15 protein-coding genes are annotated in these 18,124 nt (G+C 69.5%); 6 read left to right on the forward strand and 9 right to left on the reverse strand.

What is annotated here, in order from left to right:
- Positions 1-582 (forward strand): transglycosylase family protein, encoded by a 582-nt coding sequence (locus BLV94_RS19955; RefSeq protein WP_072944838.1) that lies wholly within the window; start codon positions 1-3, stop codon positions 580-582.
- Between the two features lie 66 nt (positions 583-648).
- Here the strand turns inward: BLV94_RS19955 and BLV94_RS19960 are convergent, their stop codons facing one another.
- On the reverse strand, positions 649-837 hold the full coding sequence (locus tag BLV94_RS19960; protein ID WP_015888783.1) for a hypothetical protein: 189 nt from the start codon (positions 835-837) through the stop codon (positions 649-651).
- 60 nt (positions 838-897) lie between these two features.
- Between BLV94_RS19960 and BLV94_RS19965 the strand changes: the two genes are divergently transcribed.
- From BLV94_RS19965 to BLV94_RS19975, 3 genes are all read left to right on the forward strand, one after another.
- A complete protein-coding gene (locus BLV94_RS19965; RefSeq protein ID WP_072944840.1) occupies positions 898-3,216 on the forward strand; it encodes a helicase-associated domain-containing protein in 2,319 nt (772 codons plus the stop codon).
- 147 nt (positions 3,217-3,363) lie between these two features.
- Positions 3,364-4,347 (forward strand): alpha/beta hydrolase, encoded by a 984-nt coding sequence (locus BLV94_RS19970; RefSeq protein ID WP_174705523.1) that lies wholly within the window; start codon positions 3,364-3,366, stop codon positions 4,345-4,347.
- A 34-nt stretch (positions 4,348-4,381) separates the two neighbouring features.
- Positions 4,382-4,771 (forward strand): VOC family protein, encoded by a 390-nt coding sequence (locus BLV94_RS19975; RefSeq protein WP_072944843.1) that lies wholly within the window; start codon positions 4,382-4,384, stop codon positions 4,769-4,771.
- Between the two features lie 21 nt (positions 4,772-4,792).
- On the opposite strand, the gene BLV94_RS19980 is transcribed toward BLV94_RS19975, so the two are convergent.
- The 7 genes from BLV94_RS19980 to BLV94_RS20010 form a co-directional block, all read right to left on the reverse strand.
- Complete coding sequence (locus BLV94_RS19980) at positions 4,793-8,548, reverse strand: ABC transporter ATP-binding protein (protein ID WP_072944844.1); 3,756 nt, start codon at positions 8,546-8,548, stop codon at positions 4,793-4,795.
- Positions 8,545-9,906 carry an LLM class flavin-dependent oxidoreductase gene (locus BLV94_RS19985; RefSeq protein WP_072944846.1) on the reverse strand — a complete coding sequence of 454 codons (1,362 nt, stop codon included), beginning with the start codon at positions 9,904-9,906 and terminating at the stop codon, positions 8,545-8,547. The genes BLV94_RS19980 and BLV94_RS19985 overlap by 4 nt, the downstream gene beginning before the upstream one ends.
- Positions 9,907-9,917: 11 nt before the next feature.
- Complete coding sequence (locus tag BLV94_RS19990) at positions 9,918-10,652, reverse strand: ABC transporter ATP-binding protein (RefSeq protein WP_072944848.1); 735 nt, start codon at positions 10,650-10,652, stop codon at positions 9,918-9,920.
- Entirely contained in the window at positions 10,628-11,497 is an 870-nt protein-coding gene (locus BLV94_RS19995) for an ABC transporter permease (protein ID WP_072944850.1), read from the reverse strand. Before BLV94_RS19995 ends, BLV94_RS19990 begins: the two co-directional genes overlap by 25 nt.
- Entirely contained in the window at positions 11,494-12,561 is a 1,068-nt protein-coding gene (locus BLV94_RS20000; protein ID WP_072944852.1) for a PhnD/SsuA/transferrin family substrate-binding protein, read from the reverse strand. The genes BLV94_RS19995 and BLV94_RS20000 overlap by 4 nt, the downstream gene beginning before the upstream one ends.
- 291 nt (positions 12,562-12,852) lie before the next feature.
- Positions 12,853-14,064 (reverse strand): ROK family transcriptional regulator, encoded by a 1,212-nt coding sequence (locus BLV94_RS20005; protein WP_072944854.1) that lies wholly within the window; start codon positions 14,062-14,064, stop codon positions 12,853-12,855.
- Positions 14,065-14,211: 147 nt separating this feature from the next.
- On the reverse strand, positions 14,212-14,973 hold the full coding sequence (locus BLV94_RS20010) for an LppU/SCO3897 family protein (protein WP_072944856.1): 762 nt from the start codon (positions 14,971-14,973) through the stop codon (positions 14,212-14,214).
- 173 nt (positions 14,974-15,146) lie between these two features.
- Here BLV94_RS20010 and BLV94_RS20015 point away from each other — a divergent pair, with 173 nt between their 5' ends.
- Both BLV94_RS20015 and BLV94_RS20020 read left to right on the forward strand, forming a co-directional pair.
- The gene (locus BLV94_RS20015) at positions 15,147-16,826 is read left to right on the forward strand and encodes a DNA repair helicase XPB (RefSeq protein ID WP_005244182.1); all 1,680 of its coding nucleotides are present in this window, start codon (positions 15,147-15,149) and stop codon (positions 16,824-16,826) included.
- Positions 16,827-16,863: 37 nt separating this feature from the next.
- Entirely contained in the window at positions 16,864-17,532 is a 669-nt protein-coding gene (locus BLV94_RS20020; RefSeq protein ID WP_072944858.1) for a DUF3239 domain-containing protein, read from the forward strand.
- A gap of 7 nt (positions 17,533-17,539) precedes the next feature.
- Here the strand turns inward: BLV94_RS20020 and BLV94_RS20025 are convergent, their stop codons facing one another.
- Positions 17,540-18,103 carry a GNAT family N-acetyltransferase gene (locus BLV94_RS20025; RefSeq protein ID WP_072944909.1) on the reverse strand — a complete coding sequence of 188 codons (564 nt, stop codon included), beginning with the start codon at positions 18,101-18,103 and terminating at the stop codon, positions 17,540-17,542.
- Between the last annotated feature and the right edge of the window lie 21 nt (positions 18,104-18,124).

Below are 18,124 nucleotides of genomic sequence, written 5' to 3' on the forward strand. Positions count from 1 at the left end.
ATGAGCGGACGCCATCGCAAGCCCACCACCACCGGCCGCACCGTCGCCAAGGTCGCCGTCACCGGCGCCATCATGGGCGTCGCCGGAGCAGCCTTCTCGGGCACCGCGAACGCGGCACCCGACTCCGACTGGGACCGCCTCGCGCAGTGCGAGTCCGGCGGAAACTGGGGCATCAACACCGGAAACGGCTTCCAGGGCGGACTCCAGTTCTCCCCGAGCACCTGGAACGCACACGGTGGAACCCAGTACGCAGCCACCGCCAACCAGGCCTCGCGTGAACAGCAGATCGTCGTCGCCGAGAAGGTCCTCGACTCCCAGGGCTGGGGCGCATGGCCGTCCTGCTCCTCGAGCCTCGGCCTGAGCAGCGCACCCACCCAGCGCACCGCCCCCGCCACCGTGCCCGAGGCGCCCGCGGCGCCTGCCCTCCCCGACATCACGGGCGGCGTCCCCAGCACCAGCGGCACCTCGCAGTACGCCGGCGCCGTCGACAGCGCGATCGAGGCCGTCAAGGCCCAGGGCATCGCGATCGATCCCCAGATCCTGCAGCTCATCGACGCGAACAAGGGACTGCTCCCGCAGTAATCCCCGCAACTCACAGAAGAGGGGCCCTGCACCGATCCGGTGCAGGGCCCCTCTTCTGTCGCATGGTCAGCGGTTGATCACCGTGTGCGGGTGCGCGTACGGCAACGACTCCGCCGGCAACGGGAACTCGGTGTCCTCGCCGAACGGGGACAATCCGCCCGCACGGGTCGACGACAGTTCGGTCACGGCGTGATCTCCATCGGCGGTTTCGGGCCACCCTGGATCCACATACTGCTTCTTCGAATTGTTAGCCACGGTGCCATTTTGACAGGAGCATTCGGCGACGTACAGCCCAGGTCTCTAATCTGATAGTCGATGACCGACACCGACGACACCATCGCGAGCACCAACGGCACCGCAGTCTCCCCCCGCGGCGCCGCGACGCTCGCGGACTGGCTGGCCGCGCGCAGCGACGCAGAACTGACGGATCTGCTCCGCAGGCGCCCCGATCTCGCGGTCCCGCCGCCGGCCACGATCGTCGTCCTCGCCGGCCGCGCCGAGCAACGGGCCTCGGTCGCCCGGGCGGCCGACAACCTCACGTCCCTGGACTTCGGTGTCCTCGAACTCCTGGCGCTCGAGCGCGCCGACGAGGTGCCCGTGCCCCGGGCCACCCTGCAGGAGGCGGTGGGGTCGCGGGCGACGAAGAAGACCGTCGACGCCACCCTCGACGGCCTGCGGTCCGTCGGGATCGTCTGGGGCGACAAGACGACGCTGCGGATCGTTCCCGCCGTCGTGGCCACCATCCCGTGGCGCGTCGGACGAAGCGCCGAACCCGTCGAGACGCTCGACGAGGCCGGGATCACGGCGGCGCTGGCGGGACTGCAGACCGCCGAACGGGACATCCTCGAGACCCTGGCGAAGTCGAGTTCGATCGGGCGGACCCGGGACGCGGCTCCCGGGACACCCCCCGACCGTCCCGTTCAGCGGCTCCTCGCCGCCGGGCTGCTGCGGTGGATCGACGACGAGACCGTCGAATTGCCGTTCCAGGTGCGGCAGGTCCTGCGTGGGGAGGCCGTCTTCGACCCCACCTCGCTGGCCGCACCCGGTGTGACGGGCCGCAAACACAAGCCGGCCGACATCAACGCCGCCGCCGCGGGTGAGGCTCTCGAACTGGTCCGCCACTGCGAGGACGTCGTCAAGGCGCTCGGCGAGATCCCGGCACCGGCTCTGCGGGCGGGTGGTCTCGGGGTCCGGGAACTGCGACGGATCGCCAAGACGTCCGGCATCGACGAGAACCGGCTGAGCCTGCTCGTCGAACTGCTGTCGGCCGCGGGACTGATCGCGAGCGGCACCCCGGACCCGGCGCCGACGTCCGACACCGGGGAGAACTACTGGGCCCCGACCACCGCGGTCGACAACTGGCTGACCTCCCCGGTCGCCCGGCGGTGGCACGCCCTGGCCGCGGCGTGGCTGGAACTGCCGCGCATGGCGTGGTTCATCGGCATGCGCGACGCCAACGACAAACCGGTCGCCGCGCTGTCCGAGGAAGTGCGCGCGCCGTCCGCGCCGCGGGACCGGCAGGCGATTCTCGGGCTGCTGGCGGAACTGGGCAGCGGGCACTCGGCCGACCCCGCCGAGGTCAGTCGCCTTCTGGCCTGGCGTCGCCCCCGCTGGGGCGCCCGGCTGCGGGTCCACGCGGTGGAACGCACCCTCGAGGAAGCCGCGACACTCGGCCTCGTCGCCCGCGGCGCGCTCAGCTCCCCCGGACGTGCGCTGCTCCACGGCGGCGACGCCGAGGCCGAGATGCACGCGTCACTGCCCGAACCCGTCGACCATGTTCTCGTCCAGGCCGACCTCACCGTCGTCGCCCCGGGACCGCTGACCCCCGACCTGCTGGAGCAGATCACCCTCGTCGCGGACATCGAGTCCGCCGGTGCGGCGTCGATGTACCGGATCTGCGAGGACAGCGTCCGGCGCGCCCTCGACGTCGGGATGACGGCGGCGGAACTGCACAGCCTCTTCGCAACCCGGTCGCGCACGCCCGTCCCGCAGTCGCTGTCGTATCTGATCGACGACGTCGCGCGGCGGCACGGCCGGCTCCGGGCCGGTGTCGCGGCGTCGTTCGTCCGCTGCGAGGACCCGACGCTGCTCGCGGAGGTCCTGGCGTCGCCGGTGGCCGCCGCCCTGGCCCTGCGCGCGCTGGCGCCGACGGTGGCGGTGTCGCAGGCGCCGCTGCGGGAAGTGCTGGGCGAATTGCGGGCCGCCGGGTTCGCGCCGGCAGGCGAGGACTCGTCCGGTGCCCTCGTCGATCTGCGCCCACGCGGCGCCCGCGTCCTGACCCGGCGCAAGGCGCCCGCGAGCCGCCTCCCGGCCGTCGCGACGGACGCCCAGCTCGACGCGGTCGTCCGGACGCTGCGCGCCGGTGACCTGGCGGCGTCGGCCAAGGGTTCCGGCAGCATCCGGTCCGACGGGTCGCGGGCCAGCAGCGCCGCGACCATCGCCCTGCTCAACGCCGCGGCGCGCGAACGCTCCAGCGTGACGATCGGTTACGTCGACGCGCAGGGCGTGGCGACGCACCGCATCGTCGATCCCGTCAGCGTCGGCGGCGGCCAACTCGACGCCTTCGATCCGGCGAGCGGCGCGGTCCGCCGGTTCACCCTCCACCGCATCACGTCGGTCGCCAGGGTCGACTGACCCGTGAGTACTTGTTAACCGCGGGACGTTAACAAGTACTCACAGGTCGCATAACGATTCTGCGCAAACGCCGAGGAATTCCGGGCCGCGCAATACCGTGTTGCTGGTATGTACCTGGCCGGGGACGACTTACCAGGAGGCAGAACCATGAGTGTCACAGCAACGAAGCCGTTACACGGTTGGTTACGAGGCGTCGTCCGGCTGATGATTGCGGTGGTGGTCCTGCCTCTCGCGTTCGTCCTCGTCGGCGGCGGGACGGCGTCCGCGGACCCGTACAGCCGGCTGCGCGAACACTGGGTCGACGCACCCGGCGGGGTCGGGCAGATCAAGATCCGCATGTGGCTCGCGAACAACGGCAGCAACAAGGCCCTCTACCTCCTCGACGGCCTCCGCGCGACCGACGACGTCAGCGGCTGGGAGCACGAGACCAACGCCGCGTGGCTGTCCGATCACGGGATCACCGTGGTCGAGCCGGTCGGCGGGCAGTCCAGTTTCTACACGGACTGGTACGCACCCAGCAACACCAACAACCAGCCGTACACGTACAAGTGGGAGTCGTTTCTCACCCAGAACCTGCCCGACTTCCTGGCGAACAATTACGGCATCAGCCGCACCAGCAACGCCATCGCCGGACTGTCGATGGGTGGCAACGCGTCGCTGATCCTCGCCGCCTACCATCGCGACCAGTTCACGTTCGCCGGGTCGATGTCGGGGTATCTGAACCTGTCGGCGCCGGGCATGCGTGAGGCGATCCGTATCGCGATGCTCGACGCCGGCGGCTACAACGCCGACTGCATGTGGGGCCCGCCGTGGGATCCCGCCTGGCTGCGGAACGACCCGTTCGTCGCGGCACCCCTCATGCGCGGGCTTCCGATGTGGATCTCGGCGGGCGCCGGCCTTCCCGGCCCGCACGATCAGCCGCAGTCCGCGATCGATGTCTTCAACGTCGGCACCGGCATGGGTCTGGAGGCCATCGCGCTGGCCCAGAACCGGGCCTTCCAGGTGCGACTCGACACCCTCGGAATCCCCGCGCACTACGACTTCCCGGCGACGGGAACCCACAGCTGGGGCTACTGGCAGGACCAGCTGTGGGCGATGCTGCCGATGATGAAGGCGTCGATCGGCGCCTGAGCGGGCCCCACAGGTACCACCTAGTATCGCGGACGTGGAGAAACATCAGATCAGTCTCGGAGCAATCAATCTCGAGGCCGCGCACCCCGCAGCGCTCGCCGCGTTCTGGGCCGGTGTCACCGGTGCCACGCCGCTCCCGGGCGGTGACAGCGTCTATCTGCCACCGGCCGACCCGGACGGGTTCGCGATGTTCTTCCAGCCGCTCACCGGCGCCCGTCCCGAGCGCCAAGCCATCCACCTGGACCTCACCGTTCCGTGGGGTTCACGGCAACGCGAGGTCGAGCGGCTACTGGCGCTCGGGGCAACGCACCGGTGGGACGTCCTCGACGAGCACCCCCACGTGCAGTGGACGACGCTGGCCGACCCGGAGGGCAATCTCTTCTGCGTGGCGGAGCATCCCCCGGTCGTGGCCTCCGCCCCGTGAGTACTTCATAACGTCCCGCGGTTAATAAGTACTCACGGGTGGCGAAGCCGCATAAGCCTCCCAGAGTTCCCGGTAGACGCCGCCCCGGTCCAGCAACTCGTCGTGCGTTCCGACTTCCGCGACCCGGCCGCCGTCGAGGACCACCACCCGGTCGGCTCGCGCGGCGGTGCTCAGCCGGTGCGCCACGACGACGGTGGTGCGCCGCCGGGACAGGTTCTCGGTCGCGCGGCGCACCCGGTCCTCCGTGGCCAGGTCCAGTGAGGCGGTGGCCTCGTCGAGCAGCAGGATGTCGGGGTCCACCAGTTCGGCGCGGGCCAGTGCCAGCAACTGGCGTTGTCCGGCGGACAGGTTGCGCCCGTGTTCCCCGATCGGTTGCAGGTATCCGAGGGCCAGCCCGGACACCATGTCGTGGGCGCCGACGGCCCTGCTGGCGGCCTCGACCTCCGCGTCCGTCGCGTCGGGGCGCCCGTAGGCGACGGCGTCGCGGACGGTGGCGCCGAACAGGTGCGGCTCCTGCGGGACGACGCCGAGTCGCTGCCGGAACGACGCGAGGTCCAGGGCGCGGGTGTCGATGCCGTCGACGCGCACCGCCCCCGCGGTGGGGTCGTAGAAGCGGGCGAGCAACTTGAGCACCGTCGACTTTCCCGCGCCGGTCTGGCCGACGAGGGCGATCGTCTCGCCCGGTTCGATGTGAAGCTCCACCCCTCGCAGCGCCTCACCCTTGCCGGATTCGTACGCGAAGTGGACGTCGTCGAACACGATGCCACCGCTGATGCGGTCGAGGACGATCGGTTCGCCTGCCTGCGGTGTGGTGGTCGGCGTCCGCATCAGCCCCCGCAGCCGTCCCAGCCCGATGACCGCCTGCTGGTAGCCGTCGAACACCTGCGAAAGCTGTTGCACGGGAGCGAAGAACAGTTCGACGTACAGCACGAACGCGATCAGTGTGCCGACGGTGAGGGTGCCGGTGTGGATCCGCGCGGTCCCCGCCGCGAGCACGAGCCCGGTCGCGACCACGGACAGGAATTCGACGAACGGGAAGTACAACGCCATGTATCGCTGGGCCCGGAGCCGCGACTCCCGGAAGTCCCAGGCCCGCCGGGCGAACTGGGCCGCGTTGTAGTCCTCGCGCCGAAATGCCTGTGTGACGCGGATGTTCGTCACGTTCTCCTGCAGGTAGGCGTTGACGATTCCGACGCGGTCGCGGGCCTCGGCGTAGGCGGGCACCGACTTCCGGCGGAACACGACGGTGGCCGCGACGAGGACGGGCACCACGAGTACCAGCACGAGGGCCAGTTCCGCGTCGATCACCAGCAGTGCCACCAGCACACCGGAGATGGTCAGCCCGCTGACGACCGCGGTGGCCAGACCCGTCTGCAGGAAGTTGGACAGGCTGTCGACGTCGGTGGTCATGCGGGTCATGATCCGGCCGGCCAGTTCCCGCTCGTAGTACTGCAGACCGAGCCGCTGCAGTTGTGCGAACGTCTTGACCCGCAACGTGTACAGCAGCCGTTCACCGGTACGTCCGGTCACCCGGGTCTGGGCGACGTTGACCGCCCAGTCGAGCAGCACCACGACCACGGTCGCGGCCGCCGCGAGCAGCAGCAGGTCGCGGGCGCCCTGCAGCACTCCCCGATCCACGCCGGTACGGACCAGGACCGGCACCGCGATCTGCGCGACGGCGTCCAATCCGACCAGCACCAGTCCCGCGACCAGCGGCAGCAGGAGGGGCCGCAGCAGTGAGCCGAGCCCGAACGCGGGGTCGGCGGCCCGGGCCTCGTCGGCGGCGACGTCCGGGTCTCCGGTGAGCGGTGGCAGGTCGTCGAGTCGGGCCATCACGTCGGGTCCGGGTGGTGCCGACGACAGGATTCCCCCTGCCGCGCCGCCGCGCGAGGGTCCGCTGGCACCGGCCGCCGCGGTCGCGAAAGCCGCTGCGGCCCTGGCGTCGAACACCCCGGACGCCTCGTCACCGTCCTCCCGGCGCCACAGCTCGGCGGTGACGCCGTCGACGTCCGGCAGCGGCGGCGACGGGTCCGGGGCGGCGACGTCGTCCGCACTCGACAGCAGCGCACGGAACAGCGGGCAGCGTTCGTCGAGTTCGGCGCTCGTCCCCACGTCGACGATGCGGCCGTCCGCCAGCACGGCGATGCGGTCGGCCAGGGCGAGCGTCGACCGGCGGTGCGCGATGATCAATGTGGTCCGCTCCCGGGTGGCGACGCGCAGTTCGTGATGGACGGCGGCCTCGACCCGGGCGTCGACCGCCGAGGTCGCGTCGTCGAGCACCAGGATCCGCGGATCGGTGACCAGTGCCCGGGCGAGGGCGATGCGCTGCCGCTGACCACCCGACAACGTCACCCCCTGCTCCCCCACGACGGTGTCGAGGCCGTCCGGCAGCGCGTCGACGAATTCCTCCGCCTGCACCACGCGCAGTGCCTCACGCACCGTTGCCTCGTCGACGTCCGGCCTGCCGTACGAGACGTTCGCGCGAATGGTCTCGGACATCAGGTAGCTGTCTTCGAAGACGACGCCGAGCGCGGAGCGCAGCGATTCGAGCGACAGCCTGCGGGTGTCGATCCCCCCGACGGTGACCGCACCCGCATCGACGTCGTAGAGCCGCGGAACGAGCATGGCCAGAGTCGATTTGCCCGATCCGGCGGCTCCGACCACCGCCACGGTTTCGCCGGGTGCGATTCGCAGCGACAGTCCGTCGAGCAGCCGGTTCGACGGGTCGTAGCCGAAAGCCACGTCGTCGAATTCCACCGCGAGGGGGCCGTCCGGCAGGTCCACGGCGCCGGGCGCGGTGGTGACGGCCGGCGCGTTGTCGATCACCTCGCGTACGCGTTCGACGCTCGCGCGCCCCTGCTGGCTCACGGTCAGCAGGGTGGCGAGTTGACGGACGGGCGAAGCGAACGCCGCCAGGTACGTGGTGAAGGCGACGAACGTGCCCAGCGACAGTGTGCCGTGCAGAGCCAGCCACCCACCGAGGGCCAGCACCAGGGCCTGCCCGAGCATCGGGACCGCCTGCAGTGCCGGGTTGTACCGGCTGGTCAGCCGCGCGACGCGCAGCCGGGACCGGAACAGCTCACCCGCCCGCTTCTCGAGGTCTTCGAGTTCGCGATCTTCCTGGCCGAATCCCTTGACGACGCGCACCCCGGTGACGGCGGCTTCCACCCCGCCCGCCACGACGGCCGCCTGTTCCTGCGCATGCCAGTTGGCGGGGAACAGGTCGACGCGGCTGCGCAGGGAGATGAACCACAGCGCGGGCAGCACGGCGAGGGCGACGAGGGTGAGGATCGGCGACAGCACGGCCATCACGGCCAGCGAGATCACGAACATCAGCAGGTTCCCCGCCATGTGCGGCAGCAACTGCAGGAGCATCTGGATCAGCGTGATGTCCGAGATCGACCGGCTCACCACCTGCCCCGTCTGCAGCCCGTCCTGTTTGACGCCGTCCAGCCGCAGCAGGGATCGGAAGGCGTCGCCCCGCAGGTCGTACTGCACGCCGAGGGACAGCTGCCCGGAGCGGTACCGCCGCGTGTAGGCGGCGGCGAAGCGGATGGCCGCGAGGACGACGAGCACCGCGATCCAGGGCGCCAGCGAATGATTCGTGTCGACCGCGGCGTTGTCGATCACGTGCCGGACGGCCAGCGGGATGGTGGCGGTGGCCGCGGCCGCCACCGCCGCCGCGCCGTACGCGAGAACGAGATTGCGGCGCTGGCGCAGACAGTAACCGAACAGATACCGCAGCCAGCCGGCGTTCTCCGGAGTTGCCGTCGTCACTGCGCAGACACCAGCGTGGAATCCTTCTCGACCGCAAACTGATTCGCGGGCCGCGGCAGACCGTAGTGCCCCCGCAGCGTGGTCTCGGTGTAGTCGGTGCGGAACAGTCCGCGTTCCTGCAGGATCGGGACCACGGAGTCGACGAACTTCTCCAGCCCGGACGGCAGGACGGCGGGCATGATGTTGAACCCGTCGGCGGCGCCGTTGCGGAACCAGTGCTCGATAGTGTCGGCCACCTGGAGTGGGGTGCCCGCGAACGTGCGGTGACCGCGACCGCCACCGAGTCGCCCGATCAGTTGCCTGACGGTGAGCTTCTCCCGGCGGGCGAGGTCCACGATCAGCGTGTACCGGCTCTTCGCGCCCTCGATCTCGTCCTCGGACGGCAGGTCGTCGGGCAGTTCCTCGTCGAGCGGGAGTTGCTCGGGTTCGAGATTGAACCGCTGCGCCAACTGCTTCCGGGCGTATTCCGGCGAGATCAGCCGCTCCAGCTCGGCCTCGAGTTCACGGGCCTCCTCCTCCGTGTCCGCGATGACCGGCACGATGCCGGGCAGGATCAGCACCTGCTCCGGATCCCTTCCCACTGCCGCGACGCGGTCCTTGACGTCGGCGTAGAACGCCTTCCCTTCGTCCAGGGTGGGCTGGGCGGTGAAGATGGCCTCCGAGTAGCGGGCGGCGAAATCCTTTCCGTCCTCGGACGATCCCGCCTGCACGAGCAGCGGGTATCCCTGCGGCGACCGCGGCACGTTGAGCGGTCCCCGCACCTTGAAGAACCGGCCCTCATGCTCGATGACGTGGACCTTGGCGGAGTCGGCGTGGATCGCGACGTCCTTGTCCGCGACGATGGCGTCGTCCTCCCAGCTGTCCCACAACTTGGTGGACACCTCGACGAATTCCGCGGCCCGCTCGTAGCGGCTGCGGTGTGCGGGGGTGTCGTCGAGCCCGAAGTTCTGCGCGGCGTCGGCGCCGGCGGTGGTGACGATGTTCCAGCCGGCGCGGCCGCTGCTGACGAAGTCGAGGGACGCGAACCGCCGCGCCAGGTTGTACGGCTCGTTGTAACTGGTCGACGCGGTCGCGATCAGGCCGATCTTCTCGGTGGCCGCGGAGATCGCAGTGAGGATGATGGTCGGCTCCAGCTTGCCGCTCGGCCTGCGTTCCGGATTGCTGAACAGCACCGGGCTGTCGGCGAGGAACACCGAGTCGAACTTTCCGCGCTCGGCAGTCTGCGCCAGCGAGATGTAGTGCTTGATGTCGAGGTTGGCGTTCGGGTCGCTCTCGGGCAGGCGCCAGGACGCCTCGTGGTGCCCGATCGCCATCAGGAATGCGTTGAGATGCAGCCGGCGCTGTGGTGACGAACTCATGGTGTAACTCCTCACTGTGCCGCTACCTCGACGCCGAGGGCGCCGAGCAGCGTATTGCGAAACTCGTGGAACTTGCTGTCGCCGAGCGCTCTCGGCCTCGGAATGTCGACGATCTCGTCGACGACGATCTGCCCGCGGTCGAGGACGAGCACCCGGTCGGCGAGCGCGATCGCCTCGTCGACGTCGTGGGTGACGAGCAGGACGGTCGGGCGGTGGCGGCGGATCAACTCCTGCAGCAGCGCGTGCATCTTGATCCGGGTCAGCGCGTCGAGGGCGCCGAACGGCTCGTCCGCGAGGAACAGCTGAGGCTCGCGGACCAGCGCCCGCGCCAGCGCCACCCGCTGCTGTTCACCGCCGGATAATTCACTGGGCCATGCCTTCTCGCGGCCGGCGAGCCCCACCTCCGCGAGGGCGGAGGCGCCCCTGCTCGTGCCGGTGCGGCCCAGCCCGAGCGTCACGTTGTCGAGCACCCGCAGCCACGGCAGCAGCCGTGAGTCCTGGAAAGCCACCGACACTTCCGCGGGCACGGTGAGCGTTCCGCCGCGGCCCTCGACGTCGTAGTCGAGGCCCGCGAGCGCGCGCAGCAGTGTGCTCTTGCCGGACCCGCTCTTGCCGAGCAGGGCCACGAACTGGCCTTCGGGAATGTCGAGGTCCAGGTGGTCGAGGACGGTCTTGTCGCCGAATCCGCGAACGAGGGACCGCACCTGCACGGCGGCGGGTTCTAGCCTGCGAGCGTCTTGCGCCATGACAGCGACCGCCTTTCGATGTAGCGGAGGACGGCGTCGGACAGCAGACCGAAGATGCCGTAGACGGCGAGCCCCACCAGAATCACGTCGGACTGGCCGTAGTTCTGCGCGTTGTACATCATCTTCCCCAGACCGGTCACCGCGTTGATTCCCTCGACGACGATGAGGGTGAGCCAGGCACCGGTCACCGAGAGACGCAGTCCGAGAAAGAATCCCGGCATCGCACCCGGCAGCACCACCTTGCGGATGAACGTGGCCCGGGACAGCCCGAGGACCTCGGCGAGTTCGACGTACCGGTTGTCGATCGACGTCAGCGAGTTGTGGGTCTGGATGTACATGTGGACGACGACACCGAGCGCGATGATCACGATCTTGAACGTCTCGCCGATGCCGAGCCAGAGGATCAGCAGCGGGATCAGGCCGAGCGTCGGGATGGCCCGTTTGAGCTGGATCGGCCCGTCGATCAGGGCGTCACCGGAACGCGTCAGTCCGGCGACGACGGCCAGCGCCGTCCCGATCACCACGCCGAACGCGAACCCGACGGCGGCGCGACTCAACGACGCGGCGATGTGCTCCTGCAGGATGCCGGTGGAGATCAGGTCGACGGCCGTGGTCACCACCGTCCACGGCGCGGACAGCTTCCGCGGGTCGATGAGGCCCGCCACGCTGCCCACCGCCCACACCGCGAGGAGGAGCAGCACCCCGGCCAGCCTGGAGAACGGGAAACCCTTGCGCAGGCCGAGTCGCCGGATCGGCCGCTCGGCGGCGCCGGACCCGGACCTGTCGGCACCGGCGGCAGTCGTGCGCGCCGGTGCTGCTGCGGGCGCGGAGAGAATACTGGTCATCGCTGCACACCGCCTCGGTACTCGGCCGGCACGGCGTCGGCGGCGATGTTTTCGAATCGGCGGTCGAACAGCTCGTTGGCGTCGAACTCGCTGAAGTACCCGGCGTCGGAGAGCAATTGGACGGTGTCCTGCGTCCACTCGACGGCCGCGTCCCAGTTGACCGGGTACGACGGCCGCTGCCCGACGGAGGCGACGATGCGCTTGCCGTCCTCGGCCGACACCTGTTCGCTCTCCACGTAGTACTTCTGGATCCACGCGTCCTGGTTCTCCCACGCCCAGATCTCCCCGCGCGCCCAGAACGGAATGAACGCCTTGATCGCCGCAGCCTTGGCCGGATCCTGCAGGACCTCCACCGGCGCCCAGAGCACGGTGAGCGCGTCCACGGCGTCGGTCTGCAACGCCTTCGCTCCGTCCGGACCGTACTGGTTCAGGTACTTCGTCACCGTCGGCTCCGACAGCGGCGCGACGTCCACCTGCTTCGACTGCAGCGCGGTGAGGAACTGCGGGCTGGGCAGCTCGACGAGCTGGACGTCTTTCGTGGTCAGGCCCTGCGCCTTCAGCGTTCGCAGGATCACCACACCCTGCGCCTGCCCGGGCGAGAACGCGATCTTCTTGCCCCGCAGGTCCGGCAGTGCCGCGATGTCCGAGCCGGGGGCGGTGGCCAGCACGTACTGCGGCTGTTCCTTCTCCCGGACCGCGACGATCTTCGCGTCCAGCCCCGTGGCGTGCGCCTGGATCGGCGGGATCGCGGCGTTGGTGGCCAGGTCGACCGCGTTGCCGCGGAAGGCCTGGATCACGTCGGGACCGGCACTGACGTCCGGCCAGTCCGACACGGTGAACGGGAGATCGGCGATCTGGTCGGTCGCCTCGAGCTGCAGCCGGGTGGTCTTGATCGACACACTGAGCGAGGTTCCCTCCGGAACCTGATCGGGCACAGCATCATCGAGCGCGAGCCCGCCGGAGGAACCGGAGGAGCAGGACGCGAGCCCGAGCGCCACGACGCCGGCGAAGGCGGCGCGCGTGAGGCGCCGGTACCCGGCGGAAGACACGAGTGAACTGGACATGATTGATCCTTCGAAGGATGTGGTCTCCGATGGGCACCCCGGACGCAGAAGGTCGGGTGCCGTGCAGGAGCGAGAAAGGAAGAACGGAACGGTGTTTCGGGGCGTCCGCGGCGTCAGGCCGGAAACGTCAGACGCGACCCCATCGCGTGCGGCGACAACAGGACCCGGGGCGACACGAGGTGGTACGCACGCTGTCCGCCGTAGAGGTGTTCACACCAATATCCTTGCGATCCAGCGCAATCCCCGTCAACATTGCTTCCCACCGAATTAACTCCGATGCTGTGATACACGTCACGAAATTCCGGCCAGTGGGCGCACGAAGCTGGTGAGCGGCGCGCGGTAGAGCTCCGCGAGGATCACGGCACCGGCGGACACCGGCAGCGCCCGTCCCGGAAAGCTGGTGGACAGCACGGACCACGACGGATCGTCACACGTCGCCGACGACTCCGCGACCGCACGCCGGACCGTGTCCAGACACCCGGGAATCCCGCTCACACTCTGGTCGCAGACGATGAGGACCTCCGGATTGAACAGATCCAGCAGACGCGCCGCCACCACCCCGACGCCGTGCGCGCGTTCCGTGAACAGTGCCAGCGCCTCCGGGTGCCTGTTACGGCCCGCGTCGAGAAGGTCGCGGAAGATCGGCCGCTCGATGATGCCCAGCTCCATCGCCCTGCGCACGAGCACCAGATCCGACAGGGTGGCCTGCACACATCCGGTGCGCCCGCAGGCGCACTCCTCGACACTGTTCTCGACGGGCACGTGCGCCACCGCGCCCGCCGCCGCGCGAGGGCCGTGGTGGACCACGCCGCCGGTCGCGAACGCGGCGTCCACCACGTTCCCGACGAAGAGTTGCACCACACTCTCCCGCGCCCTCGGCTCCCCGAACAACACCTCCGCGTCGATGAGAGCGCGCGCGTGCGAATCCATCCGGACGTCCAGACCCGTGCGGTGCTCGAGATCCGCGCGGACCGGGTACCCGTTCCATCCCGGGATCGGATGCTCGCGCACCACACCCGATTCGGAGTCGATCCAGCCGCCCGCCGCGAAACCGACACCGATCGGAACCGAAGACTCACCGTGCTGGACGGCCAGCCCCTCCAGGGTCGTCACGGCGTTCCGCAGGATCTCGGCCGGTCCCAGCCCGTAGTGCGGATCGCGGGACCGTGCCAGCACCCGCCCGCGCAGGTCGAGCAACGCGGTGGTCACGTGCGTGATGGCCAGATGGATGCCGTAGACGACGTACCGGCTGTCGTCGACGTCCACCGGCACGTGTGGCCGTCCCAGTCCGGTTGGGCCCGCGATCTCCGGCAGTTCCCGCAGCAGGCCGTGGTCGACGAGCTGCGCGCTGGCCGTGGTCACCGTCGCGGGTGAGAGCCCGGTGACGCGGGCGATGGTGCTGCGTGCGATCGGCCCGCTGTCGAGGACCGTGCGCAGCACCGTGCCCGCGCTGGCGCCGGAACGTCCGGCGCCGCGCCGGGTGACGGGCTGCGTTCGCGCCATCGTTCCCCCTTCGCCGCGCGCAGTGATGTGGTCTGACCTCGAACGCTAGCGAAGGGGAACGTGCAGTTCAACGGACTCGATTCCCGTGAATTTAACTCCCTGTGAGTACTTCTCAACGTCCCGCGGTCAACAAGTACTCACGGGGCGCTAGCCACCCAGATTGACCTCGATGCAGTAGGTGCGCTGGGGTTCGGAGAAGGCGATGGGGAAGGCGGTGTCGAACTCGTTGCACAGGGTTTCGTCGTCCTGGCCGTCCGCGCGTCTCACGACCTTGACGGTCTGCATGTCGGAGCAGTCGGACGGCACGATCCGGCCGTCGTCCTCGAGCAGGTAGCAGGAGTCCTCGATCATGTTCGGGACGAGGCACAGCGTGGTCTGCACGTCCTTGTCCTCGCCGACGAGGGTGTAGGAGAAGTAGTCCTCCCCGCACTGGACGTCGCCGTCGTTCTTCTGCGCCACCTCGTACGTGGCCTCGCTGTCGGAGCAGTCCCGCTTCTCGTGCGAGGTGTCGGCCGCGGTGGTCGACGCGGACTCGAAGAACAGGCAGTCGCCGACATCGAGGGCGTTCTCGTCGGCGCTCTTCACCGCGTACACACCGAACGCGGCGACGGCGGCGAGGATCACGACGGCGAGGACGCCGAGAGTGATGAACAACCCTTTCCGCGACTTCTTCGGCTGCGGTGGGTACTGACCGGGCGGGTACTGGCCGGGCTGCTGCCCGTACTGGCCCGGCGGATACTGGCCGGGCTGCTGGGCGTACTGACCCTGTTGGTAGGGCTGCTGCGGGTACTGACCCTGCTGGTACGGCTGCTGCGGCCCACCCTGCGGGTACGGTTGCTGCGGGTTGTTCGGCGGTTCGCCGGGGACGCTCGGATCGGGGCGGTTCGGGTCGTCGGGGGGCTGGGTCATCGCGAGCCTCGTCTCTGGGTCGATCCATCCGGCTGCCCCTCAATTTAGGCCCCGACCGCCCCGGATGTGCAGGTATCGGCCCTGCCGGGGGCCGCGACGTGGCGCGCCGCCGCCCGGATCAGGACAATGGACAGGCTGGCTACATCCGGCACCGCATTTTCGAGGAGGCTTCCGTGACCGACGGACCGTTGATCGTCCAATCCGACAAGACCCTGCTGTTGGAGGTCGATCACGAACGCGCGAACGACGCCCGCCAGGCGATCGCGCCGTTCGCGGAACTCGAGCGCGCGCCCGAACACGTCCACACGTACCGCATCACCCCGCTGGCGCTGTGGAACGCGCGCGCCGCCGGGCACGATGCCGAGCAGGTGGTCGATGCCCTCGTCAACTTCTCCCGGTACGCGGTGCCGCAGCCGCTGCTGGTCGACATCGTCGACACGATGGCCCGGTACGGGCGCCTGCAGCTGGTGAAGAACCCGGCCCACGGTCTGACGCTGGTCAGCCTGGACCGCGCGGTCCTCACCGAGGTGACCCGGCACAAGAAGATCGCCCCGATGCTCGGCGCCCGCGTCGACGACGACACGGTGGTGGTGCACCCGAGCGAGCGCGGCCGCCTCAAGCAGTTGCTGCTCAAGGTCGGCTGGCCGGCGGAGGACCTCGCCGGATACGTCGACGGCGAGGCGCACGCCATCGATCTGGACTTCGACGGCACCTCCCCCGGGTCCGCGGACGGCCAGTGGCACCTGCGCGACTATCAGGAGATGGCCGCCGACTCGTTCTGGGCCGGCGGGTCCGGCGTCGTCGTCCTGCCCTGTGGTGCGGGCAAGACGATGGTCGGTGCGGCGGCGATGGCCAAGGCGAAGGCCACCACGCTGATCCTGGTGACGAACACGGTCGCGGGACGGCAGTGGAAGCGTGAGCTGATCGCGCGCACGTCACTCACCGAGGAGGAGATCGGCGAGTACTCCGGCGAGCGCAAGGAGATCCGCCCCGTCACGATCGCCACGTACCAGGTGATCACCCGGCGCACGAAGGGCGAATACAAGCATCTGGAACTCTTCGATTCCCGCGACTGGGGTCTCGTGATCTACGACGAGGTGCACCTGCTGCCCGCCCCGGTGTTCCGCATGACCGCCGACCTGCAGTCCCGCCGGCGCCTCGGCCTCACCGCCACCCTGGTGCGTGAGGACGGCCGTGAGGGCGACGTGTTCTCGCTGATCGGGCCGAAGCGGTACGACGCGCCGTGGAAGGACATCGAGGCGCAGGGGTGGATCGCTCCCGCCGACTGCGTCGAGGTGCGGGTGACACTGACGGACGCCGAACGGATGTCCTACGCCGTCGCCGAACCGGACGAGCGGTACAAGCTGTGTTCCACGGCGCACACCAAGATCGCGGTGGTGAAGTCGATCCTGGAGCGGCACACCGACGCACCGACGTTGATCATCGGCGCGTACCTCGACCAGCTCGACGAACTGGGTGAGGCGTTGAACGCCCCGGTCATCAAGGGGTCGACCAAGAACAAGGAGCGGGAGGAACTGTTCGACCGTTTCCGGGCGGGCGAAATCCAGACGCTGGTCGTCAGCAAGGTCGCGAACTTCTCGATCGACCTTCCGGAAGCGTCTGTCGCCGTGCAGGTTTCGGGTACGTTCGGGTCCCGTCAAGAGGAGGCTCAGCGGCTGGGCCGCCTGCTGCGACCGAAGCACGACGGCGGCCAGGCCCACTTCTACTCGGTGGTGGCGCGGGACACGCTCGACGCCGAGTACGCCGCCCACCGGCAGCGGTTCCTCGCCGAGCAGGGTTACGCGTACCGGATCACCGACGCCGACGACCTGCTGGGCCCGGCCATCGGGTAACCGCCTGCCGCCGGAGCCGGGCCTCTAAGCTGGGGCCGTGCGACATTTCGAGTTCACCGTCGACCGGCCCTACGCGAAGTCCGTCAATCAGACGTTCGCCGACATGCGACGCCTGCAGGTGTCGGCGATCGTGGTGGCGCTGCTGTTCGCGGCCGCCGCTGTCGGTCTGATCCTGCTCGCCCACCCCTGGTCGATCATCCTGGGGGCCGTCGTGGCGATCGCCGCGCTGACGTCCGTGTGGGTGGCGTTCTGGGTGCCGAAGAAGGTCGGCAGCATCGAGGACCTGTACGCGAAGAGCCCGCTGGTGCCCGCTGTCGTCTCGGAGGTCCACCCCCGCGCGCTGACCCTGCTGTCGCTGATCGACGTCGCGAAGCCGTCCGCGGTCCACCCGTCGTACGCGCTCGTCACCCGCAACGTTCCGATCCGCACCGGCCAGAAGCAGCGGGTGGGTGACCGAGTGCCGTCCGTCGCACTGCTGAACGACCGCAGCACGCACAGCATGTCCGACACCTGGGAGATGGTCAGCCCGATGCCGATCGCGTGGGGCACCCGCGACGCGGCCGTGCGGTCCCGCGCGGAGGACGCGATCGATCAGGTCGAGTGGGATTTCCTGCAGAGCCGGATCGCCGAGTCGGAGCAGATCCGGACCAGCCCCGACCAGCGGGTCACGGTGTCCGAGCACGACCTTCCGGAGAGTTTGCGCTGACCGGCCGCTAGCCGGGCCAGCCCTCGGCCGGCTGCCGCGGGTCGCCGGCCAGCAGGGCGGCCGCCCACGAATCGCGCCGGACGCCGCGCTGCACCAGTCCTGCGCGCTGGAGTCCCTCGAACCGGAAGCCCACCCGGCGGGCGACGGCCGCCGAATCCAGGTTGCCGACGAACGCGCGCCATTCGATGCGTTCGAGGCCCATCCCGTCCGTCCGAAACGCGAAATCGCACACCAGGTTCACCGCCGTCGTCATCAGTCCCCGCGAGCGGGCGGACGGTGACAGCCAGTACCCGATCTCCGCTGCCGTCATGTCCCGCGCCATCAGGCCGATCATCCCCAGCACCGGGCCGTTCTCGCGTTCGCGCAGCGCCCAGGTGGGGCTGCGGTCGGCCCAGCCGGTCGGCACCGTCTGCCGGACGAACTGCTCGGCGTCCGAGCGTGCGTACGGGGCGGGCATCGTCGTCCACTCGGCGATCGACGCGTCGCCGCACGCCGAGCAGATCGCATCGATGTCGGTGACGACCGGCGGGCTCAGCCACACGTTGTCGGCGGCGAGGGTGACGACGAGCATGCCCGCCACTCTATGCCCGGT

This window comes from Rhodococcus koreensis (assembly GCF_900105905.1).
Taxonomy (GTDB): Bacteria; Actinomycetota; Actinomycetes; order Mycobacteriales; family Mycobacteriaceae; genus Rhodococcus_F; species Rhodococcus_F koreensis.